27 protein-coding genes and 1 tRNA gene are annotated in these 25,150 nt (G+C 56.2%); 19 read left to right on the top strand and 9 right to left on the bottom strand.

Annotated features, from left to right (window positions below; all coding sequences use genetic code 11):
• Window positions 1-32: 32 nt before the first annotated feature.
• The 3 genes from speA to B3X29_RS22650 all read right to left on the bottom strand — a co-directional run bounded on the left by speA (window position 33) and on the right by B3X29_RS22650 (window position 2,389).
• Window positions 33-2,009: a biosynthetic arginine decarboxylase gene (speA, locus tag B3X29_RS10335; RefSeq protein WP_159339848.1), complete on the bottom strand. Its 1,977-nt coding sequence runs from the start codon at window positions 2,007-2,009 to the stop codon at window positions 33-35.
• Between the two features lie 8 nt (window positions 2,010-2,017).
• Window positions 2,018-2,149: an acid stress response protein YqgB gene (gene yqgB, locus B3X29_RS10340; protein ID WP_139156299.1), complete on the bottom strand. Its 132-nt coding sequence runs from the start codon at window positions 2,147-2,149 to the stop codon at window positions 2,018-2,020.
• An 87-nt stretch (window positions 2,150-2,236) separates the two neighbouring features.
• Window positions 2,237-2,389, bottom strand: a complete 153-nt coding sequence (locus B3X29_RS22650) for a hypothetical protein (protein ID WP_418936642.1) — start codon at window positions 2,387-2,389, stop codon at window positions 2,237-2,239.
• Between the two features lie 419 nt (window positions 2,390-2,808).
• Here B3X29_RS22650 and metK point away from each other — a divergent pair, with 419 nt between their 5' ends.
• From metK to ruvX, 8 genes are all read left to right on the top strand, one after another.
• Window positions 2,809-3,963, top strand: coding sequence for a methionine adenosyltransferase (gene metK, locus B3X29_RS10350; protein WP_103176917.1), 1,155 nt, complete (start codon window positions 2,809-2,811; stop codon window positions 3,961-3,963).
• A 209-nt stretch (window positions 3,964-4,172) separates the two neighbouring features.
• Window positions 4,173-5,570 carry a sugar porter family MFS transporter gene (locus tag B3X29_RS10355; RefSeq protein WP_103176918.1) on the top strand — a complete coding sequence of 466 codons (1,398 nt, stop codon included), beginning with the start codon at window positions 4,173-4,175 and terminating at the stop codon, window positions 5,568-5,570.
• 71 nt (window positions 5,571-5,641) lie between these two features.
• Complete coding sequence (locus B3X29_RS10360; RefSeq protein ID WP_159339850.1) at window positions 5,642-6,139, top strand: SprT family zinc-dependent metalloprotease; 498 nt, start codon at window positions 5,642-5,644, stop codon at window positions 6,137-6,139.
• A gap of 94 nt (window positions 6,140-6,233) precedes the next feature.
• A complete protein-coding gene (gene endA / locus B3X29_RS10365) occupies window positions 6,234-6,941 on the top strand; it encodes a deoxyribonuclease I (protein ID WP_103176920.1) in 708 nt (235 codons plus the stop codon).
• Between the two features lie 90 nt (window positions 6,942-7,031).
• Window positions 7,032-7,763 carry a 16S rRNA (uracil(1498)-N(3))-methyltransferase gene (gene rsmE, locus B3X29_RS10370; protein ID WP_156655212.1) on the top strand — a complete coding sequence of 244 codons (732 nt, stop codon included), beginning with the start codon at window positions 7,032-7,034 and terminating at the stop codon, window positions 7,761-7,763.
• 19 nt (window positions 7,764-7,782) lie between these two features.
• Entirely contained in the window at window positions 7,783-8,730 is a 948-nt protein-coding gene (gshB, locus tag B3X29_RS10375; protein ID WP_114316823.1) for a glutathione synthase, read from the top strand.
• Window positions 8,731-8,885: 155 nt separating this feature from the next.
• Window positions 8,886-9,446 (top strand): YqgE/AlgH family protein, encoded by a 561-nt coding sequence (locus tag B3X29_RS10380; RefSeq protein WP_103176923.1) that lies wholly within the window; start codon window positions 8,886-8,888, stop codon window positions 9,444-9,446.
• Window positions 9,446-9,862 carry a Holliday junction resolvase RuvX gene (gene ruvX / locus B3X29_RS10385; protein ID WP_103176924.1) on the top strand — a complete coding sequence of 139 codons (417 nt, stop codon included), beginning with the start codon at window positions 9,446-9,448 and terminating at the stop codon, window positions 9,860-9,862. The genes B3X29_RS10380 and ruvX overlap by 1 nt, the downstream gene beginning before the upstream one ends.
• A gap of 32 nt (window positions 9,863-9,894) precedes the next feature.
• Here the strand turns inward: ruvX and B3X29_RS10390 are convergent, their stop codons facing one another.
• Both B3X29_RS10390 and B3X29_RS10395 read right to left on the bottom strand, forming a co-directional pair.
• Entirely contained in the window at window positions 9,895-10,590 is a 696-nt protein-coding gene (locus B3X29_RS10390; RefSeq protein ID WP_103176925.1) for a transcriptional regulator, read from the bottom strand.
• A 91-nt stretch (window positions 10,591-10,681) separates the two neighbouring features.
• Entirely contained in the window at window positions 10,682-11,665 is a 984-nt protein-coding gene (locus B3X29_RS10395; protein WP_159339851.1) for a type IV pilus twitching motility protein PilT, read from the bottom strand.
• Window positions 11,666-11,682: 17 nt separating this feature from the next.
• Here B3X29_RS10395 and B3X29_RS10400 point away from each other — a divergent pair, with 17 nt between their 5' ends.
• From B3X29_RS10400 to hemW, 5 genes are read left to right on the top strand one after another with little or no spacing between them, the layout of a single operon-like run.
• A complete protein-coding gene (locus B3X29_RS10400; RefSeq protein ID WP_159339852.1) occupies window positions 11,683-12,384 on the top strand; it encodes a YggS family pyridoxal phosphate-dependent enzyme in 702 nt (233 codons plus the stop codon).
• Window positions 12,385-12,405: 21 nt separating this feature from the next.
• A complete protein-coding gene (locus B3X29_RS10405) occupies window positions 12,406-12,972 on the top strand; it encodes a YggT family protein (RefSeq protein WP_103176928.1) in 567 nt (188 codons plus the stop codon).
• The gene (gene yggU / locus B3X29_RS10410) at window positions 12,969-13,265 is read left to right on the top strand and encodes a DUF167 family protein YggU (protein ID WP_103176929.1); all 297 of its coding nucleotides are present in this window, start codon (window positions 12,969-12,971) and stop codon (window positions 13,263-13,265) included. The genes B3X29_RS10405 and yggU overlap by 4 nt, the downstream gene beginning before the upstream one ends.
• A gap of 3 nt (window positions 13,266-13,268) precedes the next feature.
• On the top strand, window positions 13,269-13,862 hold the full coding sequence (locus tag B3X29_RS10415) for an XTP/dITP diphosphatase (protein ID WP_103176930.1): 594 nt from the start codon (window positions 13,269-13,271) through the stop codon (window positions 13,860-13,862).
• Window positions 13,855-14,997, top strand: coding sequence for a radical SAM family heme chaperone HemW (gene hemW / locus B3X29_RS10420; protein WP_159339853.1), 1,143 nt, complete (start codon window positions 13,855-13,857; stop codon window positions 14,995-14,997). Before B3X29_RS10415 ends, hemW begins: the two co-directional genes overlap by 8 nt.
• Before the next feature lie 188 nt (window positions 14,998-15,185).
• Here hemW and B3X29_RS10425 read toward each other — a convergent pair whose 3' ends face one another.
• From B3X29_RS10425 to trmB, 3 genes are read right to left on the bottom strand one after another with little or no spacing between them, the layout of a single operon-like run.
• Complete coding sequence (locus B3X29_RS10425) at window positions 15,186-15,905, bottom strand: DUF2884 domain-containing protein (protein WP_103176932.1); 720 nt, start codon at window positions 15,903-15,905, stop codon at window positions 15,186-15,188.
• A 52-nt stretch (window positions 15,906-15,957) separates the two neighbouring features.
• A complete protein-coding gene (locus B3X29_RS10430) occupies window positions 15,958-16,284 on the bottom strand; it encodes a YggL family protein (protein WP_103176933.1) in 327 nt (108 codons plus the stop codon).
• Window positions 16,284-17,003 (bottom strand): tRNA (guanosine(46)-N7)-methyltransferase TrmB, encoded by a 720-nt coding sequence (trmB, locus tag B3X29_RS10435; protein ID WP_103176934.1) that lies wholly within the window; start codon window positions 17,001-17,003, stop codon window positions 16,284-16,286. The genes B3X29_RS10430 and trmB overlap by 1 nt, the downstream gene beginning before the upstream one ends.
• A gap of 144 nt (window positions 17,004-17,147) precedes the next feature.
• On the opposite strand from trmB, the gene mutY reads away from it, so the two are divergent.
• The 4 genes from mutY to B3X29_RS10455 all read left to right on the top strand — a co-directional run bounded on the left by mutY (window position 17,148) and on the right by B3X29_RS10455 (window position 21,173).
• On the top strand, window positions 17,148-18,200 hold the full coding sequence (gene mutY, locus B3X29_RS10440) for an A/G-specific adenine glycosylase (protein WP_103176935.1): 1,053 nt from the start codon (window positions 17,148-17,150) through the stop codon (window positions 18,198-18,200).
• Between the two features lie 25 nt (window positions 18,201-18,225).
• Window positions 18,226-18,498, top strand: coding sequence for an oxidative damage protection protein (locus B3X29_RS10445; RefSeq protein ID WP_103176936.1), 273 nt, complete (start codon window positions 18,226-18,228; stop codon window positions 18,496-18,498).
• Between the two features lie 101 nt (window positions 18,499-18,599).
• The gene (gene mltC / locus B3X29_RS10450; protein ID WP_103176937.1) at window positions 18,600-19,679 is read left to right on the top strand and encodes a membrane-bound lytic murein transglycosylase MltC; all 1,080 of its coding nucleotides are present in this window, start codon (window positions 18,600-18,602) and stop codon (window positions 19,677-19,679) included.
• Window positions 19,680-19,916: 237 nt separating this feature from the next.
• On the top strand, window positions 19,917-21,173 hold the full coding sequence (locus B3X29_RS10455; RefSeq protein ID WP_156655214.1) for a nucleoside permease: 1,257 nt from the start codon (window positions 19,917-19,919) through the stop codon (window positions 21,171-21,173).
• A gap of 37 nt (window positions 21,174-21,210) precedes the next feature.
• On the opposite strand, the gene B3X29_RS10460 is transcribed toward B3X29_RS10455, so the two are convergent.
• Window positions 21,211-23,346 carry an ornithine decarboxylase gene (locus tag B3X29_RS10460; RefSeq protein ID WP_159339854.1) on the bottom strand — a complete coding sequence of 712 codons (2,136 nt, stop codon included), beginning with the start codon at window positions 23,344-23,346 and terminating at the stop codon, window positions 21,211-21,213.
• Window positions 23,347-23,744: 398 nt separating this feature from the next.
• Between B3X29_RS10460 and B3X29_RS10465 the strand changes: the two genes are divergently transcribed.
• The gene (locus B3X29_RS10465; protein ID WP_103176940.1) at window positions 23,745-24,455 is read left to right on the top strand and encodes a DUF554 domain-containing protein; all 711 of its coding nucleotides are present in this window, start codon (window positions 23,745-23,747) and stop codon (window positions 24,453-24,455) included.
• A gap of 95 nt (window positions 24,456-24,550) precedes the next feature.
• Window positions 24,551-24,626 (top strand) — tRNA-Phe (locus B3X29_RS10470).
• Window positions 24,627-25,150: the final 524 nt, after the last annotated feature.

Here is a 25,150-nt window from a genome sequence, read left to right on the forward strand (position 1 = left end):
CCCGGCGACGCAAACGTCGCCGGGCACCGTCATTACTCGTCTTCCAGATACGTGTAACCGTACAGACCGGCTTCAAACTCTTCCAGGAACTGTTTCTGCAACGTATCGTCCAGGTCGGTCTTTTTCACCTGATCGCGGAACTGGGTCAGCAGTTTGTTCGGATCGAGCTGCACGTACTGCAACATGTCCGCCACGGTGTCGCCCTCGTCAGAGAGCTCCACTTCCACATTGCCGTCAGGGAAGACAAACACGTCAACCGCTTCGGTGTCCCCGAACAGGTTGTGCATGTTGCCCAGGATCTCCTGATAGGCCCCGACCATAAAGAAGCCCAGCATAGGTGGGTTCTCCGGATCGTACTCCGGCATTGGCATGGTGGTGGCGATACCGTCACCGTCAATGTAGTGATCGATCGCGCCGTCGGAGTCACAGGTGATATCCAGCAGCACCGCGCGGCGCTCAGGCACCTGGTTCAGCCCTTCCAGCGGCAGGACCGGGAACAGCTGATCGATACCCCACGCATCCGGCATCGACTGGAACAGCGAGAAGTTGACGTACATTTTGTCCGCCATACGCTCCTGCAACTCGTCGATGATCGGACGGTGCGCACGGTTGCTCGGGTCGAGCTGTTTCTGCACTTCGTGGCACATGTTCAGATAGAGCTGCTCTGCCCAGGCGCGCTCCTGCAGACTGAACGTACCGGATGAATAGCCGATATGAATATCGTGCAGGTCCATCTGGCTGTCGTGCAGCCACTCGCGCAGGGAACGGCGGGTGCCCGGCTCGTGCATCTCCTGCCAGGTTTCCCACATACTCTGCAGGGCGCGTGGCGCGTCGTCAGCAGGCGGTGTGGCTTCGGTGTATTCGTTGCGCTCAACGCCAATAATGTTGGAGACCAGCACCGTATGGTGCGCGGTCACCGCGCGCCCGGACTCGGTGATCACCGTCGGGTGCGGCAGGCAGTGCTCTTCGCAGGCATCGCCGATTGCCCAGATGATGTTGTTCGCATATTCGTTCAGGCCGTAGTTCACGGAGCAGTCAGACTTGGAGCGAGTACCCTCGTAGTCCACGCCCAGGCCGCCGCCCACGTCGAAGCACTGGATATTCACGCCCAGCTTGTGCAGCTCGACGTAGAAACGGGCCGACTCGCGCACGCCGGTGGCGATATCGCGGATGTTGGCCATCTGGGAACCGAGGTGGAAGTGCAGCAGTTGGATGCTGTCCAGACGACCACGCTCGCGCATGATCTCCACCAGCTGCAGAACCTGGTTCGCCGCGAGGCCGAATTTGGATTTTTCACCGCCGGAGGACTGCCACTTGCCGGAGCCCTGGGAGGCCAGACGTGCACGTACACCCAGGCGCGGCACCACGTTCAGACGCTCGGCCTCTTCCAGCACAATGTTAATCTCAGACATCTTCTCGATGACCAGATAGACCTTGTGGCCCATCTTCTCACCGATCAGCGCCAGACGAATGTATTCACGGTCTTTATAACCGTTACAGACGATCACCGAGCGGGTCATGCCGGCATGGGCCAGCACCGCCATCAGTTCCGCTTTGGAACCGGCTTCCAGACCCAGCGGTTCGCCGGAGTGGATCAGGGATTCAATAACGCGACGATGCTGGTTTACCTTGATCGGATAAACCAGGAAGTAGTCGCCGTTATAGCCGTAGGATTCACGCGCGCGCTTAAAGGCGGCGTTAATGGAGCGCAGACGGTGTTGCAGGATCTGCGGGAAGCAGAACAGAGCGGGCAGACGCTGGCCCTGCGCTTCGCGTGCTTTTACCAGTTTGGCGAGATCGACGCGCGCTTCCGGTACGTCAGGATCCGGGCAAACGCTGATGTGGCCCAGCTCGTTGACGTCGTAGTAGTTGTTACCCCACCACGCAATATTGTATGTGCGCAGCATCTTGCTGGCTTCCTGGGAGCTCATCGCAACCTCCTGCATAGAACGTAGTACACCCTGTTCGCCCGCTGACGAAGGCGAAAACGAAGACATGTCGTCAGACATAGCGAACCTCAACTCTTACTATTAAGTGTAAAACAGTTGACTACTATCGCAGCGTCAATCTGCGATAACAACCCATTATCCGACCGGTTTTCCAGCACAGAATGCTGAAAGCCGGGCCGTGCGACCGGTTTCTTATTCATATCATTGTAAAACACGTATCCGAACTCTGTATGACAAGGTCCGGCGAAACCACGAGAAAACTCTTGTATTAACAAGAGCGCCCTTGTTCAGTCTTCACAAAGCGTAGTGCCTGCCCGGGAATCCTGAGAAGCGCCGAGATGGGTATAACATCGGCAGGTTTGCAGATTAGAAATGCGAATGGCGGGGTACATGTTCCGGCCTGAAAGGCAGAACTGAATTAGCGGAAAACGACGGTTCATTATCTCGTATCACCTCCACGCAAGCCCGATGAAGCTCGCGACAAGTTAAAGCTAAAAGTTCACTGCTTTACCCGGCTGGAAGTGGCGACACGAAGAAACGTCGTGTGCTTTTTTGTATGAGCCGCGCGCCGCGTTTTATACCGACAAGACGCGGAAAATGCAAAATATAAATGCGGGCATTGACGCACCGTCAGCAAAAATTTCCAGCAGGGTTTTCAGGGGCGTGTGGATACATTTAAAAAAAGCTGGAAATCGGGCGAAGAAGTGACCTAAAATAGCCATCCAGATGTTAATCCATCCATACCGATTAACACTCAGACTGCCAGTGTCACCATCTGCAAGTCCTGGTGGAAAAACCTGCCACGGCTATCCCACACGACAGTTTGAGCTAAACAAATTCTCCTTAGGTAAATTAAAACATGGCAAAACACCTGTTTACGTCCGAGTCTGTATCAGAAGGACATCCTGATAAAATTGCTGACCAAATTTCCGATGCCGTGCTGGATGCGATCCTCGAGCAGGATCCAAAGGCGCGCGTAGCGTGTGAAACCTATGTCAAAACCGGCATGGTGATGGTAGGCGGTGAAATCACGACCAGTGCATGGGTTGATATCGAAGAGATCACCCGTAACACCGTACGTGAAATCGGCTATGTGCATTCTGATATGGGCTTTGATGCCAACTCTTGCGCCGTCCTGAGCGCCATTGGCAAACAGTCCCCTGACATCAACCAGGGCGTTGACCGTGCCGATCCGCTGGAACAGGGTGCAGGCGACCAGGGCCTGATGTTTGGCTACGCTACCAACGAAACCGACGTGCTGATGCCAGCGCCAATCACCTATGCGCACCGTCTGGTGCAGCGTCAGGCTGAAGTGCGTAAAAACGGCACCCTGCCGTGGCTGCGTCCGGATGCGAAAAGCCAGGTCACCTTCCAGTACGACGACGGCAAAATTGTCGGCATTGACGCGGTGGTTCTCTCTACTCAGCACGCTGAAGATATCGAGCAGAAATCCCTGCAGGAAGCGGTGATGGAAGAGATCATCAAGCCGGTTCTGCCAACCGAATGGCTGAATAGTTCCACCAAATACTTCATTAACCCAACGGGCCGCTTTGTTATCGGTGGACCAATGGGCGATTGCGGCCTGACCGGACGTAAGATCATCGTTGATACTTACGGTGGCATGGCGCGTCACGGTGGCGGCGCATTCTCCGGTAAGGATCCGTCTAAAGTTGACCGTTCCGCAGCCTACGCAGCACGTTATGTTGCCAAGAACATCGTGGCTGCTGGCCTGGCAGACCGCTGTGAGATCCAGGTCTCCTACGCTATCGGCGTGGCGGAACCGACCTCCATCATGGTTGAAACCTTCGGTACTGAAAAAGTGCCTTCAGAACAGCTGACCCTGCTGGTACGCGAGTTCTTCGACCTGCGTCCGTACGGTCTGATTCAGATGCTGGATCTGCTGCACCCAATCTACAAAGAAACCGCTGCATACGGTCACTTTGGTCGCGAACATTTCCCATGGGAAAAAACCGACAAAGCCGCTCTGCTGCGTGAAGCTGCCGGTCTGAAATAATCGACTGACCGCTTACTGAAAAAGCCAGCCTCGTGCTGGCTTTTTGTTTTTTATCCCCCTGAATGCCCCGCCTGAAATCGCTTACATCGCGATAAAAACGCAGCCCTTTCGGAATACTCTCTTTGTCTGTCCCGCCCCTCTCACATACTTTTACAGCATCCCATTCAAAACTTTACATTCATAAAACAAAAAACCAACTGGAGGGCTTCATGCCTGATAATAAAAAACAGGGGCGGACGTCCAACAAGACGATGACATTCTTCGTCTGCTTCCTCGCAGCACTGGCAGGATTACTTTTCGGCCTCGATATCGGCGTGATTGCCGGCGCCCTGCCGTTCATTACTGACGAATTCCAGATCGATTCCCATACCCAGGAGTGGGTGGTCAGCTCGATGATGTTCGGGGCTGCGGTTGGGGCAGTTGGCAGCGGCTGGCTCTCCTTCAAACTCGGGCGTAAAAAGAGCCTGATGATTGGCGCGATTCTGTTTGTCGCCGGTTCGCTCTTCTCTGCCGCGGCGCCTAACGTGGAAGTGCTGATTGCTTCGCGTGTGCTGCTGGGTCTGGCGGTGGGTGTGGCCTCTTATACCGCGCCGCTGTATCTGTCTGAGATTGCACCGGAGAAAATCCGCGGCAGCATGATCTCCATGTATCAGCTGATGATCACTATCGGTATTCTTGGCGCCTATCTTTCTGACACCGCCTTCAGCTACAGCGGCGCATGGCGCTGGATGCTGGGCGTGATCATTATCCCGGCGGTACTGCTGCTGATTGGCGTCTTCTTCCTGCCTGACAGCCCGCGCTGGTTTGCGGCTAAACGGCGCTTTAACGATGCGGAGCGCGTCCTGCTGCGCCTGCGCGATACCAGCGCGGAAGCGAAGCGTGAGCTGGAAGAGATCCGCGAAAGCCTGCAGGTCAAACAGAGCGGCTGGGCGCTGTTTAAAGAGAACAGCAATTTCCGTCGGGCGGTGTTCCTTGGCGTGCTGCTGCAGATCATGCAGCAGTTCACCGGGATGAACGTCATTATGTATTACGCGCCGAAAATCTTTGAGCTGGCGGGTTACAGCAACACCACTCAGCAGATGTGGGGCACCGTGATTGTCGGCCTGACCAACGTGCTGGCGACCTTTATCGCCATCGGTCTGGTGGATCGCTGGGGTCGTAAACCGACGCTGACGCTGGGCTTCCTGGTGATGGCCGCCGGTATGGGTGTGCTGGGTACAATGCTGCATGTGGGTATTGATTCCACCGCGATGCAGTATGTAGCCGTCGGGATGCTGCTGATGTTTATTGTTGGTTTTGCGATGAGCGCGGGCCCGCTGATCTGGGTACTCTGTTCTGAGATCCAGCCGCTGAAAGGCCGCGACTTCGGTATTACCTGCTCCACCGCCACCAACTGGATCGCCAACATGATTGTCGGCGCAACCTTCCTGACCATGCTCGATACGCTGGGTAATGCCAACACCTTCTGGGTGTACGGCGGTCTGAACCTGCTGTTTATCGTGCTGACGCTGTGGCTGGTTCCTGAAACGAAACATGTTTCGCTGGAACATATTGAACGCAACCTGATGAAAGGTCGCCCACTGCGCGAAATTGGCTCCCACGACTAATCCGTCCGGCTTCCTCCCCTGCGGAGGAAGCCGCTTGCACCGCCTCGCCGCAGGCTCTATGCTCTGCTCCTATGAAAACACCCCGTCTCCCTATTGCGCTTCAGCAAGCCGCTATGCGCAGCCTGCGCGATAAACTGGCCCAGGCCAATCTGAAACTCGACCGGAACTACCCTGAACCTAAACTGGTGTGGCAGCAGCGCGGCACCGCAGCAGGCACCGCCTGGCTGGATGCGTACGAGATCCGCCTTAACCCTGTTTTAATGCTGGAAAACCAGCAGGCGTTTATTGACGAGGTGGTGCCGCATGAACTGGCGCATCTGCTGGTTTGGAAGCACTTTGGCCGCGTGGCACCGCACGGCAAAGAGTGGAAATGGATGATGGAAGCGGTGCTGGGCATACCGGCTCGCCGAACCCACCAGTTCGAGCTTGATTCCGTTCGGCGCAATACGTTCCCCTATCGCTGCCCCTGTCAGCAGCACCAGCTTACGGTGCGTCGTCATAATCGGGTGGTGCGCGGTGAAGCCACCTACCGCTGCGTCAAGTGCGGTGAACCCCTTATCGCTGAGTAACCGGCAGAACAATCAGGAACATTCATGATCTGCCTGATTGCATACAGGAACAACTTTCGTTACGTTGCGGGCTCGTTTTGACACGGAGTTCACGATGTCCCGTAATTTCTCTCTCGCGGTCGCGTTTCTGACGACGGCGTTCTCAGGCCATGCGCTGGCCGAAGGTATCCACAGTTTTTCCCAGGCAAAAGCCGCAGGCGTAAAGGTTAATGCCGACGTGCCGGGCGATTTTTACTGCGGCTGTAAAATTAACTGGCAGGGCAAAAAAGGGGTCGTGGATCTGCAGTCCTGCGGCTACAAAGTGCGTAAAAATGAGAACCGTGCCAGCCGTATCGAATGGGAACATGTGGTCCCGGCCTGGCAGTTCGGCCACCAGCGTCAGTGCTGGCAGGATGGCGGACGTAAAAACTGCGCCAAAGACCCGATCTATCGCCAGATAGAGAGCGATATGCATAACCTGCAACCCGCCGTGGGCGAGGTAAATGGCGATCGCGGCAACTTTATGTACAGCCAGTGGAACGGCGGCGAAGGCCAGTATGGCCAGTGCGCCATGAAGGTCGATTTCAAGGAGAAACTTGCCGAGCCGCCTGCCCGCGCCCGCGGCAGCATCGCCCGCATCTATTTCTACATGCGCGACAGGTATCACCTCAACCTCTCCCGCCAGCAGACCCAGCTCTTCAACGCCTGGGATAAACTCTATCCGGTCACGGCCTGGGAGTGCATACGAGACGAGCGCATCGCCAAAGTGCAGGGGAATCACAACCCTTACGTCCAGCGCGCTTGCCAGGCGCAAAAGAGCTAACCTACACTAGCGGCAACTGTTTCTTAGCGTCCCCCTCCCCCTCTCCCCTGTGGGGTGAGGGGGACTCAGCTCTTGATGGATTTCTTAACTATGCGTGTTCCTCGTATTTATCACCCTGAACCGATCGCCGCTGGCAGTGAAATCGCCCTCTCGGAAGAGGCCGCCAACCATGTTGGCCGCGTGCTGCGCATGGGTGCAGGCCAGGCGATTCAACTGTTTGATGGATCAAATCAGGTTTTTGACGCCGAAATCATCCGCGCCGATAAAAAAAGCGTGCAGGTCAGCGTCCTGCATAGCGACATCGACGATCGTGAATCACCGCTGCATATCCATTTAGGCCAGGTGATGTCGCGCGGCGAAAAAATGGAATTCACCATCCAGAAATCGATCGAACTGGGTGTAAGCCTCATTACGCCACTTTTTTCTGAGCGCTGCGGGGTTAAACTGGATGCTGAACGTCTGAATAAGAAGCTCCAGCAGTGGCAAAAAATCGCCATTGCCGCCTGTGAGCAGTGTGGCCGCAACCGCGTCCCGGAGATCCGTCCGGCCATGGATCTTGAAGCCTGGTGCGCGGAAGAGGAGCAGGGTCTGAAGCTCAACCTTCATCCCCGCGCCAGCGCCAGCATCAACACCCTGCCGCTGCCGGTTGAGCGCGTGCGTTTGTTGATCGGCCCGGAAGGCGGCCTGTCGGCGGATGAGATCGCCATGACCGCACGCTACCAGTTTACTGATATTCTGTTGGGACCCCGCGTTCTGCGTACTGAGACCACCGCGCTAACCGCCATCACTGCCCTGCAGGTGCGTTTTGGTGATTTAGGTTGAAGCATTAACGGAGAAGACAATGATCAAGCTCGGCATCGTGATGGACCCCATCGCAAGCATTAATATCAAGAAAGATTCCAGCTTCGCTATGCTGCTGGAAGCGCAACGTCGCGGCTATCAGCTCCACTATATGGAGATGAGCGACCTCTACCTGATTAACGGCGAGGCGCGTGCGCGCACCCGCATCGTCAACGTCGAGCAGAATTACGATAAATGGTACGAGTTTGGTTCCGAGCAGGATCTGCCGCTTGCCGAACTTGACGTGATCCTGATGCGTAAAGACCCGCCGTTCGACACGGAATACATCTACTGCACCTATATCCTGGAGCGCGCAGAAGAGAAAGGCACCCTGATCGTCAACAAACCGCAGAGCCTGCGCGACTGTAACGAGAAGCTCTACACCGCCTGGTTCTCCGACCTGACGCCAGAGACGCTGGTAACGCGCAATAAAGCGCAGCTGAAAGCCTTCTGGCAGAAACATGGCGATATCATCCTGAAACCGCTGGACGGCATGGGCGGTGCCTCAATCTTCCGCGTTAAAGAGGGTGACCCAAACCTGGGGGTGATCGCCGAAACGCTGACCGAGCACGGTACCCGCTACTGCATGGCGCAGAACTATATTCCGGCGATTGTCGACGGCGACAAGCGCGTGCTGGTGGTGGACGGCGAGCCGGTGCCTTACTGCCTGGCGCGTATTCCGCAGGGTGGCGAAACCCGTGGTAACCTGGCGGCCGGTGGCCGTGGCGAGCCGCGTCCGCTGACCGAAAGCGACTGGGAAATTGCCCGCCGCGTGGGCCCGCTGTTAAAAGCCAAAGGGCTGATCTTCGTTGGCCTCGACATCATTGGCGATCGCCTGACAGAAGTGAACGTGACCAGCCCGACCTGTATTCGTGAAATCGAAGCTGAGTTCCCGGTGTCTATCACCGGCATGCTGATGGATGCGATCGAAAAACGGCTGAAGCAGTAACAGTCCCAATATTTATACACACAACCCTTCATGCTGCATCAAGGCGCAGCCGTTACCCCGGCAGCGTGAAGGGTGAAGTGTATAGTGACAGTGTCGGGTTTTGTCCGCATACTGGGTACTGTCGCTTTTTAAACCAGGAAACTGAACCTCTGACAATGAATTTACAGCATCACTTTCTGATTGCCATGCCTGCTCTCCAGGATCCGATTTTCCGCCGTTCCGTCGTGTATATCTGCGAGTACAGCGAAGAGGGTGCGATGGGGATTATCATCAATAAACCGCTGGAAAATCTGACTGTTGAAGGCATTCTGGAAAAATTGAAAATTTCCCAGGACGAACGTGTTCCTGAAATTCGTCTCGACAAACCGGTGATGCTGGGTGGCCCGCTGGCAGAAGATCGCGGCTTTATTTTGCATACGCCGCCCGGTTTCTCCTCCAGCATCCGCATCTCTGACAATACCGTTGTGACCACCTCCCGTGACGTGCTGGAGACGCTGGGCACCACCAGCCAGCCGGCGGATGTGCTTGTGGCGCTCGGTTACGCCTCATGGGAAAAAGGCCAACTTGAGCAGGAGATCCTGGATAATGCCTGGCTCACTGCCCCGGCAGATCTGAACATTCTGTTTAAAACCCCCATCGCCGATCGCTGGCGGGATGCGGCAAAACTGATTGGCATTGATATCCAGACCATGCCTGGCGTCGCGGGGCATGCCTGATGAGCGGCACGCTTCTCGCCTTTGATTTCGGCACTAAAAGTATCGGCGTGGCGATCGGCCAGCGCATCACCGGCACCGCCCGCCCGCTGACGGCGCTGAAAGCGCAAAATGGCATCCCGGACTGGAACCTGATCGAACGACTGTTGAAAGAGTGGCAGCCGGACGAGGTCATCGTCGGTTTACCGTTGAATATGGATGGCACAGAACAGCCACTAACTGCCCGGGCGCGCAATTTTGCCAATAAAATTCATGGCCGTTTTGGCGTGGCGATTAAGCTGCATGACGAACGGTTAAGCACGGTTGAAGCCCGCGCCGGTCTGTTCGAGCATGGCGGTTTTCGCGCGCTAAACAAAGGCAGCGTCGATTCCGCTTCTGCGGTGATTATTCTCGAAAGTTTCTTCGAGCAGGGTTACTGATCCCCTTCCCTTTGCCCGGCAATCCGGGCAATTCATTCCCGGTCCGCCAGCAGCGTAGCGTTGAGCGCGGTCAGCTCATCAAGACGGGAGCGGACGCTCTCATCGTCAATATTCCACATGCCGGCAAAGGCCAGCGCGGCATGGTGCGCCCCTACGGGCACCGCCATCGACACTTCACCGTCGTCATGATGCCAGATCACACGTCCCTGCTCGCGCTGCTGGGCCACATGCGGGGCGAGGTTTTGCCACTGCTCTGGCGTAAAGCGTGGGATTAGCGCGTCATCCGGTTCGCTCGCCAGTAGCGACATGCCAATCACCGATTGCCAGGCAGGGAGCATATGGAATCCGGCCAGCGCCTGGCTGGCCTGGCTGCCGGGAACGGCGTGCCAGATATAGATGACCTGATCCTCCCACAGCACGCCCAGGGCCACCACGATATCGCGTGGCGCATGGCGCTCCAGCCGGGGCAAGGCGCGGGAGAAAAGCTCCGAGCCACGGATGGACTGCGCCGCCAGGGCATGAATGCCGGGACCAGGCAGGTAGCGACGATGCTCGTCCTGCATGGTCAGGCCAATAGAGGCCATGGTCATCAGCAAACGGTTCACCCGAGTGGTGTTGATCCCCATCAGTCGTGCGAGTTCACGGCAACCGATAGCACGGTCGCTGGAAACCAGATATTGCAGACAGCGAATGCCGTCGATAAGACTTTGGTTCGGTTGTGATGACATAGCCGCTTTCAATCAGTGCAATCAGAACTCGATTTTAGCGCCCGTACCGCAGGAAACAAGGCCATGAGAGGCATTCTCTGCTGGCACAGGCTCATGACAATCGCCCCTGCGCCCTGCGCTCAGCCAGGCTCTGCTCGAAGTTTTGCATGCCAGCCTGCTGCCCGGTCTGGATCACGCCGGGCAGTTGCCAGGTTTTTCCTTCGCGGATTAAATTGGCTGCCGCAGGGGTATTAACCAGTAATTCGAACAGCGCGACGCGCCCCTGCTGATTATCCCTTTCGAGTTTTTGCGCCAGCACGGCGCGCAGGCTGCCTGCCAGCTGTTTCCGTACCGGCTCTTTTTCCTGCGCGGGGAAGGCATCCACCAGCCTCTCCACTGCCTGGGCGGCGCCCCGGGTGTGGAGCGTCGCCAGCACCAGATGCCCGGTCTCTGCGGCGGTAAGCGCAAGACGTATCGTCTCGCTGTCACGCAGTTCGCCCAGCAGGATCACATCAGGATCTTCACGTAAGGCTGCCCGCAGCGCGTCGGCAAAGGAGAGGCAATGCAGGCCAATCTCCCGCTGCTGAACCAGGCAACGCTTGCTTTGATGGATAAATTCCACCGGATCTTCGAGCGTCAGGATATGCCCGTCGCTATGGTGATTGAGAAAATCGACCATTGCCGCAAGGGTGGTGGATTTACCGCTGCCTGTCGCCCCGGTCACCAGTATCAAACCGTTATCATTTGCCAGCAGTTCGGGTATCGCCCGCGGCGCTCCCAGGGTGCGCAACTGCGGGCACGCGTCTGGAAGCAGGCGGAGCACCAGAGAACACCCCTGCATATGCGCAAAGGCGCTGGCCCGCAGCCGCTGCCTGCTCGCAAGCGTAACGGCAAAATCCACCTGCCCTTGGGCGCACCATGCCCCCTGCTGCTCGTCGCTAAGCCAGCTTTTCAGCAGCATCGCGACCTCCGGCCCCGGAAAGGGAGCAAATTCCATTTTCCCTCGCCGCCGCCAGCGAGGTGGTGCGTTACTGCACAGGTGTAGATCCGACACATTATGCTTTACACTAAGGGCCACAATTTCTTCCATATCCATTTAATGATCCCCGGAAAATGAACGACATTGCGCATAACCTGGCACAGGTCAGGGACAAAATCTCAGCCGCGGCAACAGGTTGCGGCCGTGCTTCAGAAGAAGTTACGTTGCTTGCAGTCAGTAAAACCAAGCCTGCGAACGCTATCGCAGAAGCCATTGATGCAGGCCAGCGCATGTTCGGTGAAAACTACGTGCAGGAAGGGGTGGAAAAAATCCGCCATTTCCGGGAAAAGGGCACCGCGGATCTGCAGTGGCACTTTATCGGACCACTACAGTCGAACAAAAGCCGGCTGGTGGCGGAGCATTTCGACTGGTGTCATACCGTTGATCGTCTGCGCATCGCCACCCGTCTGAGCGAGCAGCGCCCGGCAGAGATGCCGCCGCTTAACGTGCTGATCCAAATCAACATTAGCGATGAGAACAGTAAATCCGGCATTGCGCTGGATGCCCTGGATCTGCTGGCGAAACAGGTTGCCGCTCTGCCCGGCCTTCGCCTGCGCGGGTTAATGGCGATCCCGGCCCCTGAAACAGATTACGACAGGCAGTTTGCCGTAGCCCGGCAAATGGCTGTAGCATTTGAGGCGCTTAAAACGCGCTACCCAACGGTCGACACGCTTTCACTGGGCATGACGGACGATATGGCCGCCGCGATTGCGGCTGGCAGCACCATGGTGCGCATCGGGACAGCAATTTTCGGCGCGCGCGATTACACCCAATAATAAGGAAACCTGAGGAACGCCATGAAGACGTTGACCTTCCTGCTCTCAACGGTCATTGAACTGTATACGATGGTGCTTTTGTTACGCGTCTGGATGCAGTGGGCCCGTTGTGATTTTTACAACCCCTTCTCACAGTTTGTCGTGAAAGTGACCCAACCGATTGTCGGACCGCTGCGCCGGGTGATCCCGCCAATGGGCCCGATTGACAGCGCCTCCCTGCTGGTTGCGCTGATCCTGTGCGTGGTGAAAGCGATCGTGCTGTTTATGGTCATCACCTTCCAGCCGATCATCTGGATCGCGGCGGTCTTGATCCTGATAAAAACGATCGGCCTGCTGATTTTCTGGGTTCTGCTGCTGATGGCGATCATGAGCTGGGTAAGCCAGGGCCGTAGCCCGGTGGAGTATGTCCTGATTCAGCTTGCAGACCCGCTGCTGCGCCCGATTCGTAATCTGCTGCCGGCCATGGGCGGGATCGACTTCTCTCCAATGATCCTCGTACTGCTGCTGTACGTGATCAATATGGGTATCGCTGAACTGCTGCAGTCCACAGGCAATATGCTACTGCCGGGGCTGTGGATGGCGTTATGAGTGCTGTCAGCACCTGCGCCGATGGGCTGGTTTTATGGCTGTATATTCAGCCGAAAGCCAGTCGCGATACGATTATCGGGCTGCATGGCGACGAAGTAAAAGTCGCCATCACTGCCCCTCCTGTGGACGGCCAGGCCAATGCCCATCTGGTGAAGTATCTGGCGAAGCAGTTTCGCGTTGCGAAAAGCCAGGTGCTGATCGAGAAAGGTGAACTGGGCCGTCACAAGCAGGTCAAAATTCTTCATCCGCAACAAATCCCGACGGAAGTCGCGGCACTGATACAACAGGATTAACAGATGCAAAAAGTTGTTCTCGCTACCGGTAACGCCGGTAAAGTGCGCGAGCTGGCCTCGCTGTTAAATGATTTTGGTCTGGATGTGGTTGCCCAGACCGAACTGGGGGTGGACTCTGCAGAAGAGACCGGCCTGACCTTTATTGAAAACGCCATTCTGAAGGCGCGCCATGCTGCACAGGTCACCGGCTTACCGGCCATTGCCGATGACTCTGGCCTGGCGGTAGATGCCCTTGGCGGCGCGCCAGGAATTTACTCCGCCCGCTATTCTGGCGTCGATGCCAGCGATCAGCAGAATCTCGAAAAGCTGCTGGAAACGCTCAAGGATGTGCCGGATGAGCAGCGCAAGGCGCAGTTCCACTGCGTGCTGGTCTACATGCGTCACGCTGAAGACCCAACGCCGCTGGTCTGCCACGGCAGCTGGCCGGGCGTGATAGCCCGCGAGGCGGCAGGCAATGGCGGCTTTGGCTACGATCCGATCTTCTTTGTCCCGAGCGAGGGCAAAACCGCTGCGGAACTGACCCGCGAAGAAAAAAGCGCGATTTCCCATCGTGGACGCGCCCTGAAACTGTTACTGGAAGCATTACGTAATGGCTAATTTGCCACCATTGAGTCTTTATATTCACATCCCGTGGTGCGTGCAGAAATGCCCGTACTGCGATTTCAACTCGCATGCGCTAAAAGGCGAAGTGCCCCATGACGATTACGTTCAGCATCTGCTTGCCGATCTGGACGCCGACGGACCTTACGCGCAGGGACGTGAAGTAAAGACCATTTTTATCGGTGGCGGTACGCCGAGCCTGCTCTCAGGGCCGGCGATGCAAACGCTGCTGGATGGCGTGCGAGCGCGCCTTAATCTGGCAGCGGATGCAGAGATTACCATGGAGGCCAACCCAGGTACCGTTGAGGCCGACCGTTTTGTGGAGTATCAGCGCGCCGGGGTGAACCGTATCTCTATTGGCGTGCAGAGCTTTAGCGCGCCGAAGTTAACGCGTCTGGGGCGCATTCATGGCCCGGATGAGGCGAAACGTGCCGCTCACCTGGCGACCGGGCTGGGATTGCGCAGCTTTAACCTCGACCTGATGCACGGCCTGCCGGATCAATCCCTGGAGGAAGCGCTGGACGATCTGCGTCAGGCCATTGAGCTGAACCCGCCGCACCTCTCCTGGTATCAGCTGACCATTGAGCCAAACACGCTGTTTGGTTCACGCCCGCCGGTACTGCCTGATGATGACGCGCTGTGGGATATTTTCGAGCAGGGCCACAAGCTTTTGACCGCCGCCGGGTATCAGCAGTACGAAACCTCGGCCTACGCGAAGCCTGGCTACCAGTGTCAGCACAACCTGAATTACTGGCGTTTTGGCGACTACCTGGGCATTGGCTGTGGCGCCCACGGCAAAGTGACCTTCCCGGACGGACGGATTCTGCGCACGGCTAAAACGCGCCATCCGCGTGGCTATATGGAAGGACGCTATCTTGAGCGCAGCCATGATGTTGAAGCCGACGATAAGCCGTTTGAGTTCTTTATGAACCGCTTCCGCCTGCTTGAACCCGCACCGCGCAAGGAGTTTACGTTGTATACCGGGTTGCCGGAGTCGGTCATTCGTCCGCAGATTGACGAAGCGCTGGCGCAGGGGTATCTGATCGAATGCGCTGATTACTGGCAGATAACCGAGCATGGCAAACTGTTCTTAAACTCCCTTCTTGAGCTATTCCTCGCCGAAGCGTCCTGAAGCAGGCTTCAGGGTTTTGCCTCCCCCTCTGCTGGTTAAGGGAAAAGCGGGCAGAGTGCGGGGAGGGAACTTACTGGTTCTTATGCGAAACAGCTTCGCCGTGAGCGGACCATAGAGACGTCTCCCCTCGCCCCGACCCTCATCCTGAAAGGGAGAGGGTTAAGGTGAGGGGCCCAGAACGCACTAAACTACTTCAACGTCCCCACCAGCGCCTTTCGGCTCTCTTCCAGCGAGACAACACGCTTACACACATCTTTGCCAAAGCTCTGGAAATCCGCTTCCTGGTTTTTCCACTCGTTCTGAATGGCGGTTTGCAGGCCGCCCAGGCTACCCAGTACGCCCTGCAGCGGGTTGCCGCCGCCTTTCAGTACCGCTTTGGCGCCCATTTCGTTAATGCTGTCCTGCAGAATGCCGCCCATCGCCTGGTTCACCAGCTGCTGACCGTCGGCACGTACCTGATCGATCGCTTTATAGTGGAACGTCAGGCCATCGGTGCGATGCTCAATAATGCGGTTCATCTGCTCTTTTAACTGCGCGTCCAGTTTGGTGAGCCGCGAGCGCATGTTGCTGCTCTCACCTACCTCTTTCGCGATGATCTTATCCAGCGCGACACGGCCTTTTTCCACGCGGGTCTGTGCGCCTTCGTCGATCCACGGCAGCGCGCTGCGCAGATCGGCCTGGTAATCTTTTGCCTGTTCACGTTGGGCTGCGCTCAGCGTGTACTGCTTGCCGTTAAACATGACGTTGCCATCCGGGGTGATCACCAGATTGCCGTTCTCACCTTTTACCTGCACGGTTTGGGGACTCAGGATCACATCGTCACGCGGCGTGACTTCACATTTGTACTCTGCGTGAGCGGTGAGTGCCGTGGTCATTAAGGCCGCGGCGAGCAGCGTTTTGCGCATCATATATTCTCCCTCATACAAAATGGGCCAGCAATTGCTGGCCCCTGATGCTCTATTAGTCCCACCAAATGTCGAAAAGTTCGCTGATGCGCACCTCTTCGAATTTGTGGTCTTCCAGCCACTTACGCACAATGGCCTGATCTTCTTCGCTACACTTGCCGATCTCTTGTTTGCAGATCAAACCTTCCCACGCCAGGTAGCCGCTGCCGTCAAACGCCAGCTTGTTCGGCTCGATGACTTCATTGATGAAAGCGTCGACATCTTCATCAATTTTTTCTACGCTGGTGCCTTCCGGGAAACGCCATGCAACCGAAAAACCCACCTCCTGGAACTCCTCGATGTGCATTTTCTTACGCAGACGACGGCTACGGTTCTTTGCCATTATTTTACCCTCTCGAACATTAAGTCCCATACGCCGTGACCAAGACGATGGCCACGCTGTTCAAATTTGGTTACCGGACGCGATTCAGGACGCGGTACATAGTCATTGCTCGCAGACTGGTTTTTATACCCGTCCAGCGCCGACATCACCTCCAGCATATGTTCCGCATACTGTTCCCAGTCGGTTGCCATATGGAAAACACCACCCAGCTTCAGTTTGCTTCTGAGAAGCTCAGCAAACGGCGCCTGAACGATACGGCGTTTATTATGACGTGCTTTGTGCCACGGGTCAGGGAAAAAGAGCTGAACCATGCTCAGAGAATTGTCAGGGATCATCTTGTGCAGCACTTCTACCGCGTCGTGACACATCACGCGCAGGTTCTCGACGCCCTCTTCGTGGGCGGTCGCCAGACACGCACCGACGCCCGGGGAGTGCACTTCAATGCCGAGGAAGTTCTGCTCCGGGCGCGCTTTTGCCATGGTCACCAGCGAAGCGCCCATGCCAAAACCGATCTCAAGTGTAATTGGCGCGTCGCGGCCAAACAGCGCCACAAAGTCGAGCGGCTGTTCGGTGAACTCAACGCCCATCACCGGCCAGTAGTTATCCAGCGCGTGCTGCTGCCCTTTGGTCAGGCGCCCCTGACGGCGGACAAAGCTGCGAATACGGCGCAGCGGGCGACCGTTTTCATCAAATTCCGGTGATATGACGTCGTTTTTCATAAAAGAGTAGTCTGCTTGTGAGAATGTTCGGGAAACGGGCATTATCCAAAGTTAATGACCGGATGCAAGCATGGGAAAGATCCGGTTTACAGTCGCATGCCTCTGTGCTGCAATCTGCCTCCCTGATACCGCAAAGCGAAGACCATGCAAGCCTCTCAATTTTCAGCCCAGGTGCTGGACTGGTATGACAAATACGGGCGTAAAACCCTGCCCTGGCAAATTGAAAAAACACCGTACAAAGTATGGCTCTCAGAGGTGATGTTGCAACAAACGCAGGTCGCGACGGTTATCCCTTACTTTGAGCGCTTTATGGCGCGTTTTCCAACGGTGACCGATCTGGCTAACGCACCGCTGGATGAAGTGCTGCATCTGTGGACCGGGCTCGGCTATTACGCCCGCGCCCGCAACCTGCATAAAGCCGCCCAGCAGGTGGTTTCGCTGCACGGTGGCACCTTCCCGGAAACCTTCGATGAAGTGGCCGCCCTGCCGGGCGTGGGGCGCTCCACCGCCGGGGCCATCCTTTCCCTCTCGCTGGGCAAACATTTCCCGATTCTCGACGGCAACGTTAAACGCGTGCTGGCGCGCTGCTACGCCGTCGGTGGCTGGCCGGGCAAGAAAGAGGTGGAGAAACGCCTCTGGGAGATCAGTGAAGCGGTCACTCCCGCTCAGGGTGTTGAACGCTTTAACCAGGCGATGATGGATTTAGGGGCAATGGTCTGCACCCGCTCGAAACCGAAATGCGAACTGTGCCCGCTGAATAATCTCTGCGTGGCCTATGCTAACCAGTCGTGGGCGCACTATCCCGGTAAAAAGCCGAAGCAGACCTTACCAGAGCGTACCGGCTATTTTCTGCTGATGCAGCACGAGGAGACCGTCTGGCTCGCCCAGCGTCCGCCAAGCGGTTTATGGGGCGGTCTCTTCTGCTTCCCGCAGTTTGAGGATGAAGAGCATCTTCGCGACTGGCTGGCGCAACGCGGCATCCCTGCCGATACTCTTGTGCAGCTCACCGCGTTTCGCCATACCTTCAGCCACTTCCATCTGGATATTGTTCCAATGTGGCTTCCCGTGTCCTCATTCACGGCGTGCATGGATGAAGGCACCGCTCTCTGGTATAACTTAGCGCAACCGCCGTCAGTGGGGCTCGCGGCTCCCGTAGAGCGCCTGTTACAGCAATTACGTGTCGGAGCAACGGTTTAGCTCCGGGCGACAAAGAGGAATCAGTATGGCCAGAACAATTTTTTGCACCTTCCTGCAGCGTGAAGCAGAAGGCCAGGACTTCCAGCTCTATCCGGGCGATCTGGGTAAGCGCATCTATAACGAAATTTCGAAAGAGGCGTGGGCGCAGTGGCAACACAAGCAAACCATGCTGATTAACGAGCGCAAGCTCAACATGATGAACGTTGAACACCGCAAACAGCTTGAAGAGGAGATGGTCAATTTCCTGTTTGAAGGCAAAGACGTTCACATCGAAGGCTATACGCCACCAGAAAAATAATATCGTGCCGCCTTGCCTGGTCTACGGTTTGTAGGCCGGGTAAGCGTAGCGCCCCCGGCGAAAAGAGCCCCAGAACCAACACAACACGCACTCCTGGAATGATGAAAAAATTTTTAGCGCTTGCTCTTGTTGCACCGTTACTTGTTTCGTGTTCCTCCAGTAAGAAAGGCGATAGCTATAACGAAGCCTGGGTAAAGGACACCAACGGTTTTGACATTCTGATGGGGCAATTCGCCCATAACATCGAAAATATCTGGGGATTTAACGAGGTTCTGATCGCAGGACCAAAGGACTACGTTAAGTATACCGACGCTTACCAGACCCGCAGCCACATCAACTTTGACGAAGGTACTATTACCGTCGAGACCATCGCCGGAACCGATCCTGCGGCGCGTTTGCGCGAGGCGATCGTGAAAACCTTGCTGATGGGTGACGATCCGGGCTCTATCGACCTCTACTCCGATGCTGACGACATCACCATCTCCAAAGAGCCGTTCCTCTATGGCCAGGTGGTGGATCAAACCGGCCAGTCCATTCGCTGGGAAGGCCGTGCTAATAATTTTGCTAACTACCTGTTGCAGACGCGCCTGAAAAGCCGCAGCAATGGCCTGCGCGTTATCTACAGCGTGACCATTAACCTGGTGCCAAACCACCTCGATAAACGTGCACATAAATATGTCGGGATGGTACGCCAGGCGTCGCGTAAATATGGTGTCGATGAGTCGCTGATCCTGGCGATTATGCAGACCGAATCCTCGTTCAACCCCTACGCGGTGAGCCGTTCCGACGCGCTGGGCCTGATGCAGGTTGTGCAGCACAGCGCCGGGAAAGATGTGTTCCGCTCGCAGGGAAGATCGGGTATGCCAAGCCGCAGTTACCTGTTTGATCCTGCCAGCAATATCGACACCGGTACCGCCTACCTGGCGATGCTGAACAACGTCTACCTGAGCGGCATCGATAACCCGACCTCTCGCCGCTACGCGGTGATCACCGCCTACAACGGCGGCGCAGGCAGCGTGCTGCGCGTCTTCTCCAGCGATAAAATCCAGGCGGCAAACATTATCAACAGTATGTCACCGGGGGATGTATACCAGACCCTCACCAGCCGTCACCCTTCCGCAGAATCCCGCCGCTACCTCTACAAGGTCAATACGGCTCAGAAGAGCTATCGTAGAAAGTAGTGTGACTTTTTTACCCTCTCCTGCGCGGGGAGGGTAAAGAGTCCATCGATCCCCGCCCGCCTTACCCATAGGAAATTGTTATTTGCATCACAATCCAAACTGCAAATTAATGTTGATTGCATTTTTTTGCGGGAGGTAACAAAACATCACGCCACTCGCTGATAGAATTGCATCAAATCCAAAACCCAAATGTTTCTACACCAACATACAGCCCGCTCTCTTTGTGAGGAAAGTAACATGAACCTTAAGCTGCAGCTTAAAATCTTGTCGTTTCTGCAGTTCTGTCTGTGGGGGAGCTGGCTAACCACGCTCGGCTCCTACATGTTTGTCACCCTGAAATTCGATGGTGCTTCCATCGGCGCGGTCTATAGCTCGCTGGGCATTGCCGCGGTATTTATGCCGACCCTGCTCGGGATCGTGGCGGACAAATGGATCAGCGCGAAATGGCTTTACGCCTTCTGCCACCTGGTGGGGGCGGCCACGCTGTTTATGGCCGCGGGGGTAACCACGCCGGGGGCGATGTTTGTGGTGATCCTGCTTAACTCGCTGGCCTATATGCCAACGCTTGGGCTTGTGAACACCATCTCCTACTATCGCCTGAAAACGGCGGGTCTGGACATCGTGACCGACTTCCCGCCGATCCGTATCTGGGGCACCATCGGCTTTATTATGGCGATGTGGGCGGTGAGCTTCTCCGGCTTTGAGCTGAGCCATATGCAGCTCTATATCGGCGCGGCGCTCTCTATCGTGCTGGTGCTGTTCACCCTGACCCTGCCGCACATTCCGGTCTCTAACCAGCAGACAAACCAGAGCTGGAGCTCCATGCTTGGCCTGGACGCGTTCGCGCTGTTTAAAAACAAACGCATGGCGATCTTCTTCATCTTCTCCATGCTGCTGGGCGCAGAGCTGCAGATCACTAACATGTTCGGCAACACCTTCCTGCACAGCTTTGATAACGACCCGCTGTTCTCCGGGAGCTTTATCGTTGAACATGCGTCGGTGATGATGTCCATTTCGCAGATCTCCGAAACGCTGTTCATTCTGACCATCCCGTTCTTCCTGAGCCGCTACGGTATCAAGAACGTCATGATGATCAGTATTTTCGCGTGGATGCTGCGCTTCGGCCTGTTCGCCTACGGCGACCCGTCAGCCTTCGGTACCGTGCTGCTGGTGCTGTCGATGATTGTCTACGGCTGCGCCTTCGACTTCTTCAACATCTCCGGTTCCGTCTTTGTGGAGAAAGAGGTACGTCCGGAAATTCGCGCCAGCGCCCAGGGCATGTTCCTGATGATGACCAACGGCTTCGGCTGTATTCTCGGCGGCGTGGTGAGCGGTAAGGTTGTGGAGATGTATACCACCAACGGTATTACCGACTGGCAGCCGGTATGGCTGATCTTTGCAGGCTACTCGCTGGTACTGGCCTTCGCGTTCATGGTGCTGTTCAAGTACAAACATGTTCGTACCCCAACAGGTGTGCAGACCGTCGCACATTAATCTGTGAAATCCCCCTCCCTGCGGAGGGGGATTTTTTTTACTTCAGAACATACCCGTACAAACGCTTGATCCCGTCCGCATCCTTTTCGCTGTAAACGCCCTGCAGTTCCGGAGAAAAACCGGGTAACAGGTTGACGCCCTCTTCCAGCGCCAGGAAGTAACGCTGCACCGCTCCACCCCACAGTTCGCCCGGCACCACACACAGCACCCCTGGCGGGTATGGCAACGCCCCTTCCGCCGCGATACGCCCTTCGGCTTCGCTGATGCGCACCAGCTCGACGTCACCGCGAATAAAGGCCTGGTTAGCATCCTGCGGGTTCATCGCCACGGTGGGCAGGCTCTCTTTGCGGAACATCGCCTTTTGCAGATCCTTCACGTCAAAGCTGACATACAGATCGTGCATCTCCTGGCAAAGCTGACGCAGCGTGTAGTCGCGGTAGCGGACCGGATATTTGTTCCAGATGGTCGGCAGGACATCCGCCAGCGGGGTGTCATCTTCAATGTGCTGCTCAAACTGGCCCAGCATCGCCACCAGTTGCGCCATCTTCTCGGCGCTCTCCGCCGGGGTCAGCAGGAAGAGAATGGAGTTGAGATCGCACTTCTCCGGGACAATGCCTTTCTCGCGCAAGTAGTGCGCCAGAATGGTCGCCGGGATGCCAAAGCCGGTGTACTCCCCGCTTTCAGCATCGATGCCCGGCGTGGTCAGCAGCAGCTTGCACGGGTCGACAAAGTACTGCTCTTCGGCATACCCCTCAAAGCCGTGCCATTTCGCCCCCGGTTCAAAGCTGAAGAAACGCAGCTCGCTGGCAATCGCATGGGTAGGATGATCCTGCCACGGACGCCCGGCCACCACCGGCGGGATAAACGGCTTAATCATTTTACAGTTGGCGATAATCGCCTTGCGCGCTTCGATGCCCATCTCAACGCATTCGGCCCACAGCCGACGCCCGCTCTCCCCTTCGTGGATTTTGGCGTTCACGTCAAGGGCCGCAAACAGCGGATAGAACGGGCTGGTGGACGCATGCAGCATAAAGGCATTATTCAGGCGCTTATGCGGGCAGAAACGCGCCTGACCGCGGATATGGTTATCCTTTTTGTGGATCTGCGAGGTCTGGGAGAACCCGGCCTGCTGTTTGTGCACCGACTGAGTGACAAAGATCCCCGGATCGTTCTCGTTTAGCTCCAGCAGCAGCGGCGAGCTGTCGGCCATCATCGGGATAAACTGCTCGTAGCCTACCCACGCCGAGTCGAAGAGGATGTAGTCGCACAGCTGGCCGATTTTATCGATCACCTGACGGGCGTTATAGATGGTGCCGTCATAGGTGCCGAGCTGGATCACCGCCAGGCGGAACGGACGGGCTTCCAGAGCTTTCTCCGGAGCAACATCACGGATCAACTCCCGCAGGTACGCCTCGTCAAAACAGCGATCGTCGATGCCGCCAATAAAGCCAAAGGGGTTGCGCGCCGCTTCGAGGTAAACCGGCGTGGCACCCGCCTGGATCAGCGCCCCATGATGGTTGGACTTATGGTTATTGCGGTCAAACAGCACCAGATCGCCACGGGTCAGCAGCGCGTTAGTCACCACCTTGTTGGCGGCTGAGGTGCCATTAAGAACGAAATAGGTTTTGTCGGCATTGAATACTTTTGCCGCAAACTTTTGCGCATGTTTGGCAGACCCTTCATGGATCAGCAGATCGCCGAGCTTGACGTCGGCGTTGCACATATCGGCACGAAAGAGATTCTCGCCAAAGAAATCGAAAAACTGGCGGCCGGCGGGATGCTTCTTAAAGAATGCGCCGTGCTGGTGCCCCGGACAGGCAAAGGTGCTGTTATCCATTGCTACATACTGACTAAGGGTGTCGAAAAACGGCGGCAACAGATTCTCTTCATAGCGACAGGCCGCCGCTTCCAGCTCAAGCCACTCCTGTGCCTTACCGTCGATTACCGCATCGACACCCGCAGGCGCGTCTACCGGCTCTGGTGAGAACAGATAAACAGGTAAATGAAAACCGGTGCGTTTCAGTAATGCGAGGATGCCGCTGTGGCTTTCAGCGACGGTAATGACGACTGCCGCCACATCCGTAAAATCGGTGTTATCCAGCGTCACCACTTCCCGGTGCGTGGATAAGGCGGAGGCCAGCTCACGGCTGACGGCAATTTTCATTGATTTCATAAGCGCAAATACCCGTGCAAGGCGAGAAAAAGCCCCGGACAGGGAGTCCCCCTGCCCAACGAATGTGTCTGACCGGAGTTCAGCTCCGACCGCCAGACATCAGTAAAAACAGAGCGCGTCTGGTTTTACTGCTGTCCTGCAGTGAGCCTGCGTTACCCTCACCGCATGGTGAGCTTAGAATAAGCGGTGTGGATGCGGCCAGCCATTCGTACAGCGAGAGAAAGTCTGTTCATGGGCGGCCCCGTATCTGAGAGGAGAAAATTCGCGCAATAATGTCACCTTTCGCCAGGAGGCGCAAGGAGGAATCATTATGCAAAAAATAGCATTACTTTTGGCGGTTACTCACTGAAAAGAGTAATAATAATGCAATATCAATGAGTAAATAACAGGAGTTCATAGTGGTTATTGGACCATTTATTAATGCCGGAGCCGTGCTGCTCGGTGGTGTACTGGGTGCCATGCTCAGCCAGCGATTACCGGAGCGTATCCGCTCCTCCATGCCCTCAATCTTCGGTCTGGCGTCGTTAGGCATTGGCATTTTGCTGGTCATCAAATGCGCCAACCTGCCGGTAATGGTGCTGGCGACCCTGCTTGGGGCGCTGATTGGCGAGTTTTGTTATCTGGAAAAGGGTATTAATAGCGCCGTCGGCAAAGCGAAAAATTTACTCTCACGGGGTAAACAGAAAGGCGGTGGCCACGACGCATTTATCCAGAACTACGTCGCCATCATTATTCTCTTCTGCGCCAGCGGCACGGGGATATTTGGCTCAATGCAGGAAGGGATGACCGGCGATCCCAGTATCCTCATCGCCAAAGCCTTTCTCGATTTCTTTACCGCCACAATCTTTGCAACCACGCTGGGGATTGCCGTCGCCGCGATCTCTGTGCCCATGCTGCTTATCCAGCTCGTGCTTGCAACCTGCGCCACGCTGCTGCTACCGCTAACCACTCCGGCGATGATGGCTGACTTTACCGCCGTGGGCGGCCTGCTGCTGCTGGCGACGGGGCTGCGGATCTGCGGTATCAAGATGTTTGCAGTGGTGAATATGCTGCCTGCGCTGGCAATCGCCATGCCGCTCTCTGCCCTGTGGACAGCGTTTTTTGCCTGATAATGCAGCAAAGTGGCGACAGAGTGTGCGGTCAGTAGCGAAACCAACAAATTTCGTTGACGACAGAGGGCAGATCGGGTTTAATGCGCCCCGTTGCCCGGATAGCTCAGTCGGTAGAGCAGGGGATTGAAAATCCCCGTGTCCTTGGTTCGATTCCGAGTCCGGGCACCACTATTTAAAGAACCCGCCCAAAAGGCGGGTTTTTGCTTTCTGAGAGCCGGACTCTTCATCGAACGATGTTCGATTATTCGCCGCAAGCGGCTCACCCCTTCGGGGCCAGCGCGGCAAGCACGCTGTTCAACGCCTCCGGCGTTAGTCCGGGTCCGGGCACCACTATTTAAAGAACCCGCCCAAAAGGCGGGTTTTTGCTTTTGGCAAAACAGAATTTAACAACGGCCCTTTCTCTTCCAGCTTTACTGTCAACGCTTCCGGGCATCTATCAGTACGTCAGCAGCGTTGAACCATTCTGACGTCTTATTTGTGGCACACAGGCGTTGTGGAAGGCTTAACCTCTTCAAAGCAGTTCCCCCTCCCCTGGCCTTTCTCGCGTCTTACCGTCGTTAAAACCGCACTCTGCGTAACGATCGATATAGACCACACGATCGCTAGATGGCTGTTAAGTCATCGGGAAATGCACATGGCAGTGCACGATATTGCTGAACAATCGACAGGGTGACCCGTAGGCCGGGTAAGGC

The organism is Leclercia sp. UBA5076, from assembly GCF_002416465.1.
Classification (GTDB): Bacteria; Pseudomonadota; Gammaproteobacteria; order Enterobacterales; family Enterobacteriaceae; genus Enterobacter.

Excerpts from the sequence above, each read along its gene's own strand:
- speA (WP_159339848.1), bottom strand. The coding sequence starts at position 2,009 with ATGTCTGACGACATGTCTTCGTTTTCGCCTTCGTCAGCGGGCGAACAG.
- yqgB (WP_139156299.1), bottom strand. The coding sequence starts at position 2,149 with ATGAATAAGAAACCGGTCGCACGGCCCGGCTTTCAGCATTCTGTGCTG.
- B3X29_RS22650 (WP_418936642.1), bottom strand. The coding sequence starts at position 2,389 with ATGAACCGTCGTTTTCCGCTAATTCAGTTCTGCCTTTCAGGCCGGAAC.
- metK (WP_103176917.1), top strand. The coding sequence starts at position 2,809 with ATGGCAAAACACCTGTTTACGTCCGAGTCTGTATCAGAAGGACATCCT.
- B3X29_RS10355 (WP_103176918.1), top strand. The coding sequence starts at position 4,173 with ATGCCTGATAATAAAAAACAGGGGCGGACGTCCAACAAGACGATGACA.
- B3X29_RS10360 (WP_159339850.1), top strand. The coding sequence starts at position 5,642 with ATGAAAACACCCCGTCTCCCTATTGCGCTTCAGCAAGCCGCTATGCGC.
- endA (WP_103176920.1), top strand. The coding sequence starts at position 6,234 with ATGTCCCGTAATTTCTCTCTCGCGGTCGCGTTTCTGACGACGGCGTTC.
- rsmE (WP_156655212.1), top strand. The coding sequence starts at position 7,032 with ATGCGTGTTCCTCGTATTTATCACCCTGAACCGATCGCCGCTGGCAGT.
- gshB (WP_114316823.1), top strand. The coding sequence starts at position 7,783 with ATGATCAAGCTCGGCATCGTGATGGACCCCATCGCAAGCATTAATATC.
- B3X29_RS10380 (WP_103176923.1), top strand. The coding sequence starts at position 8,886 with ATGAATTTACAGCATCACTTTCTGATTGCCATGCCTGCTCTCCAGGAT.
- ruvX (WP_103176924.1), top strand. The coding sequence starts at position 9,446 with ATGAGCGGCACGCTTCTCGCCTTTGATTTCGGCACTAAAAGTATCGGC.
- B3X29_RS10390 (WP_103176925.1), bottom strand. The coding sequence starts at position 10,590 with ATGTCATCACAACCGAACCAAAGTCTTATCGACGGCATTCGCTGTCTG.
- B3X29_RS10395 (WP_159339851.1), bottom strand. The coding sequence starts at position 11,665 with ATGGATATGGAAGAAATTGTGGCCCTTAGTGTAAAGCATAATGTGTCG.
- B3X29_RS10400 (WP_159339852.1), top strand. The coding sequence starts at position 11,683 with ATGAACGACATTGCGCATAACCTGGCACAGGTCAGGGACAAAATCTCA.
- B3X29_RS10405 (WP_103176928.1), top strand. The coding sequence starts at position 12,406 with ATGAAGACGTTGACCTTCCTGCTCTCAACGGTCATTGAACTGTATACG.
- yggU (WP_103176929.1), top strand. The coding sequence starts at position 12,969 with ATGAGTGCTGTCAGCACCTGCGCCGATGGGCTGGTTTTATGGCTGTAT.
- B3X29_RS10415 (WP_103176930.1), top strand. The coding sequence starts at position 13,269 with ATGCAAAAAGTTGTTCTCGCTACCGGTAACGCCGGTAAAGTGCGCGAG.
- hemW (WP_159339853.1), top strand. The coding sequence starts at position 13,855 with ATGGCTAATTTGCCACCATTGAGTCTTTATATTCACATCCCGTGGTGC.
- B3X29_RS10425 (WP_103176932.1), bottom strand. The coding sequence starts at position 15,905 with ATGATGCGCAAAACGCTGCTCGCCGCGGCCTTAATGACCACGGCACTC.
- B3X29_RS10430 (WP_103176933.1), bottom strand. The coding sequence starts at position 16,284 with ATGGCAAAGAACCGTAGCCGTCGTCTGCGTAAGAAAATGCACATCGAG.
- trmB (WP_103176934.1), bottom strand. The coding sequence starts at position 17,003 with ATGAAAAACGACGTCATATCACCGGAATTTGATGAAAACGGTCGCCCG.
- mutY (WP_103176935.1), top strand. The coding sequence starts at position 17,148 with ATGCAAGCCTCTCAATTTTCAGCCCAGGTGCTGGACTGGTATGACAAA.
- B3X29_RS10445 (WP_103176936.1), top strand. The coding sequence starts at position 18,226 with ATGGCCAGAACAATTTTTTGCACCTTCCTGCAGCGTGAAGCAGAAGGC.
- mltC (WP_103176937.1), top strand. The coding sequence starts at position 18,600 with ATGAAAAAATTTTTAGCGCTTGCTCTTGTTGCACCGTTACTTGTTTCG.
- B3X29_RS10455 (WP_156655214.1), top strand. The coding sequence starts at position 19,917 with ATGAACCTTAAGCTGCAGCTTAAAATCTTGTCGTTTCTGCAGTTCTGT.
- B3X29_RS10460 (WP_159339854.1), bottom strand. The coding sequence starts at position 23,346 with ATGAAATCAATGAAAATTGCCGTCAGCCGTGAGCTGGCCTCCGCCTTA.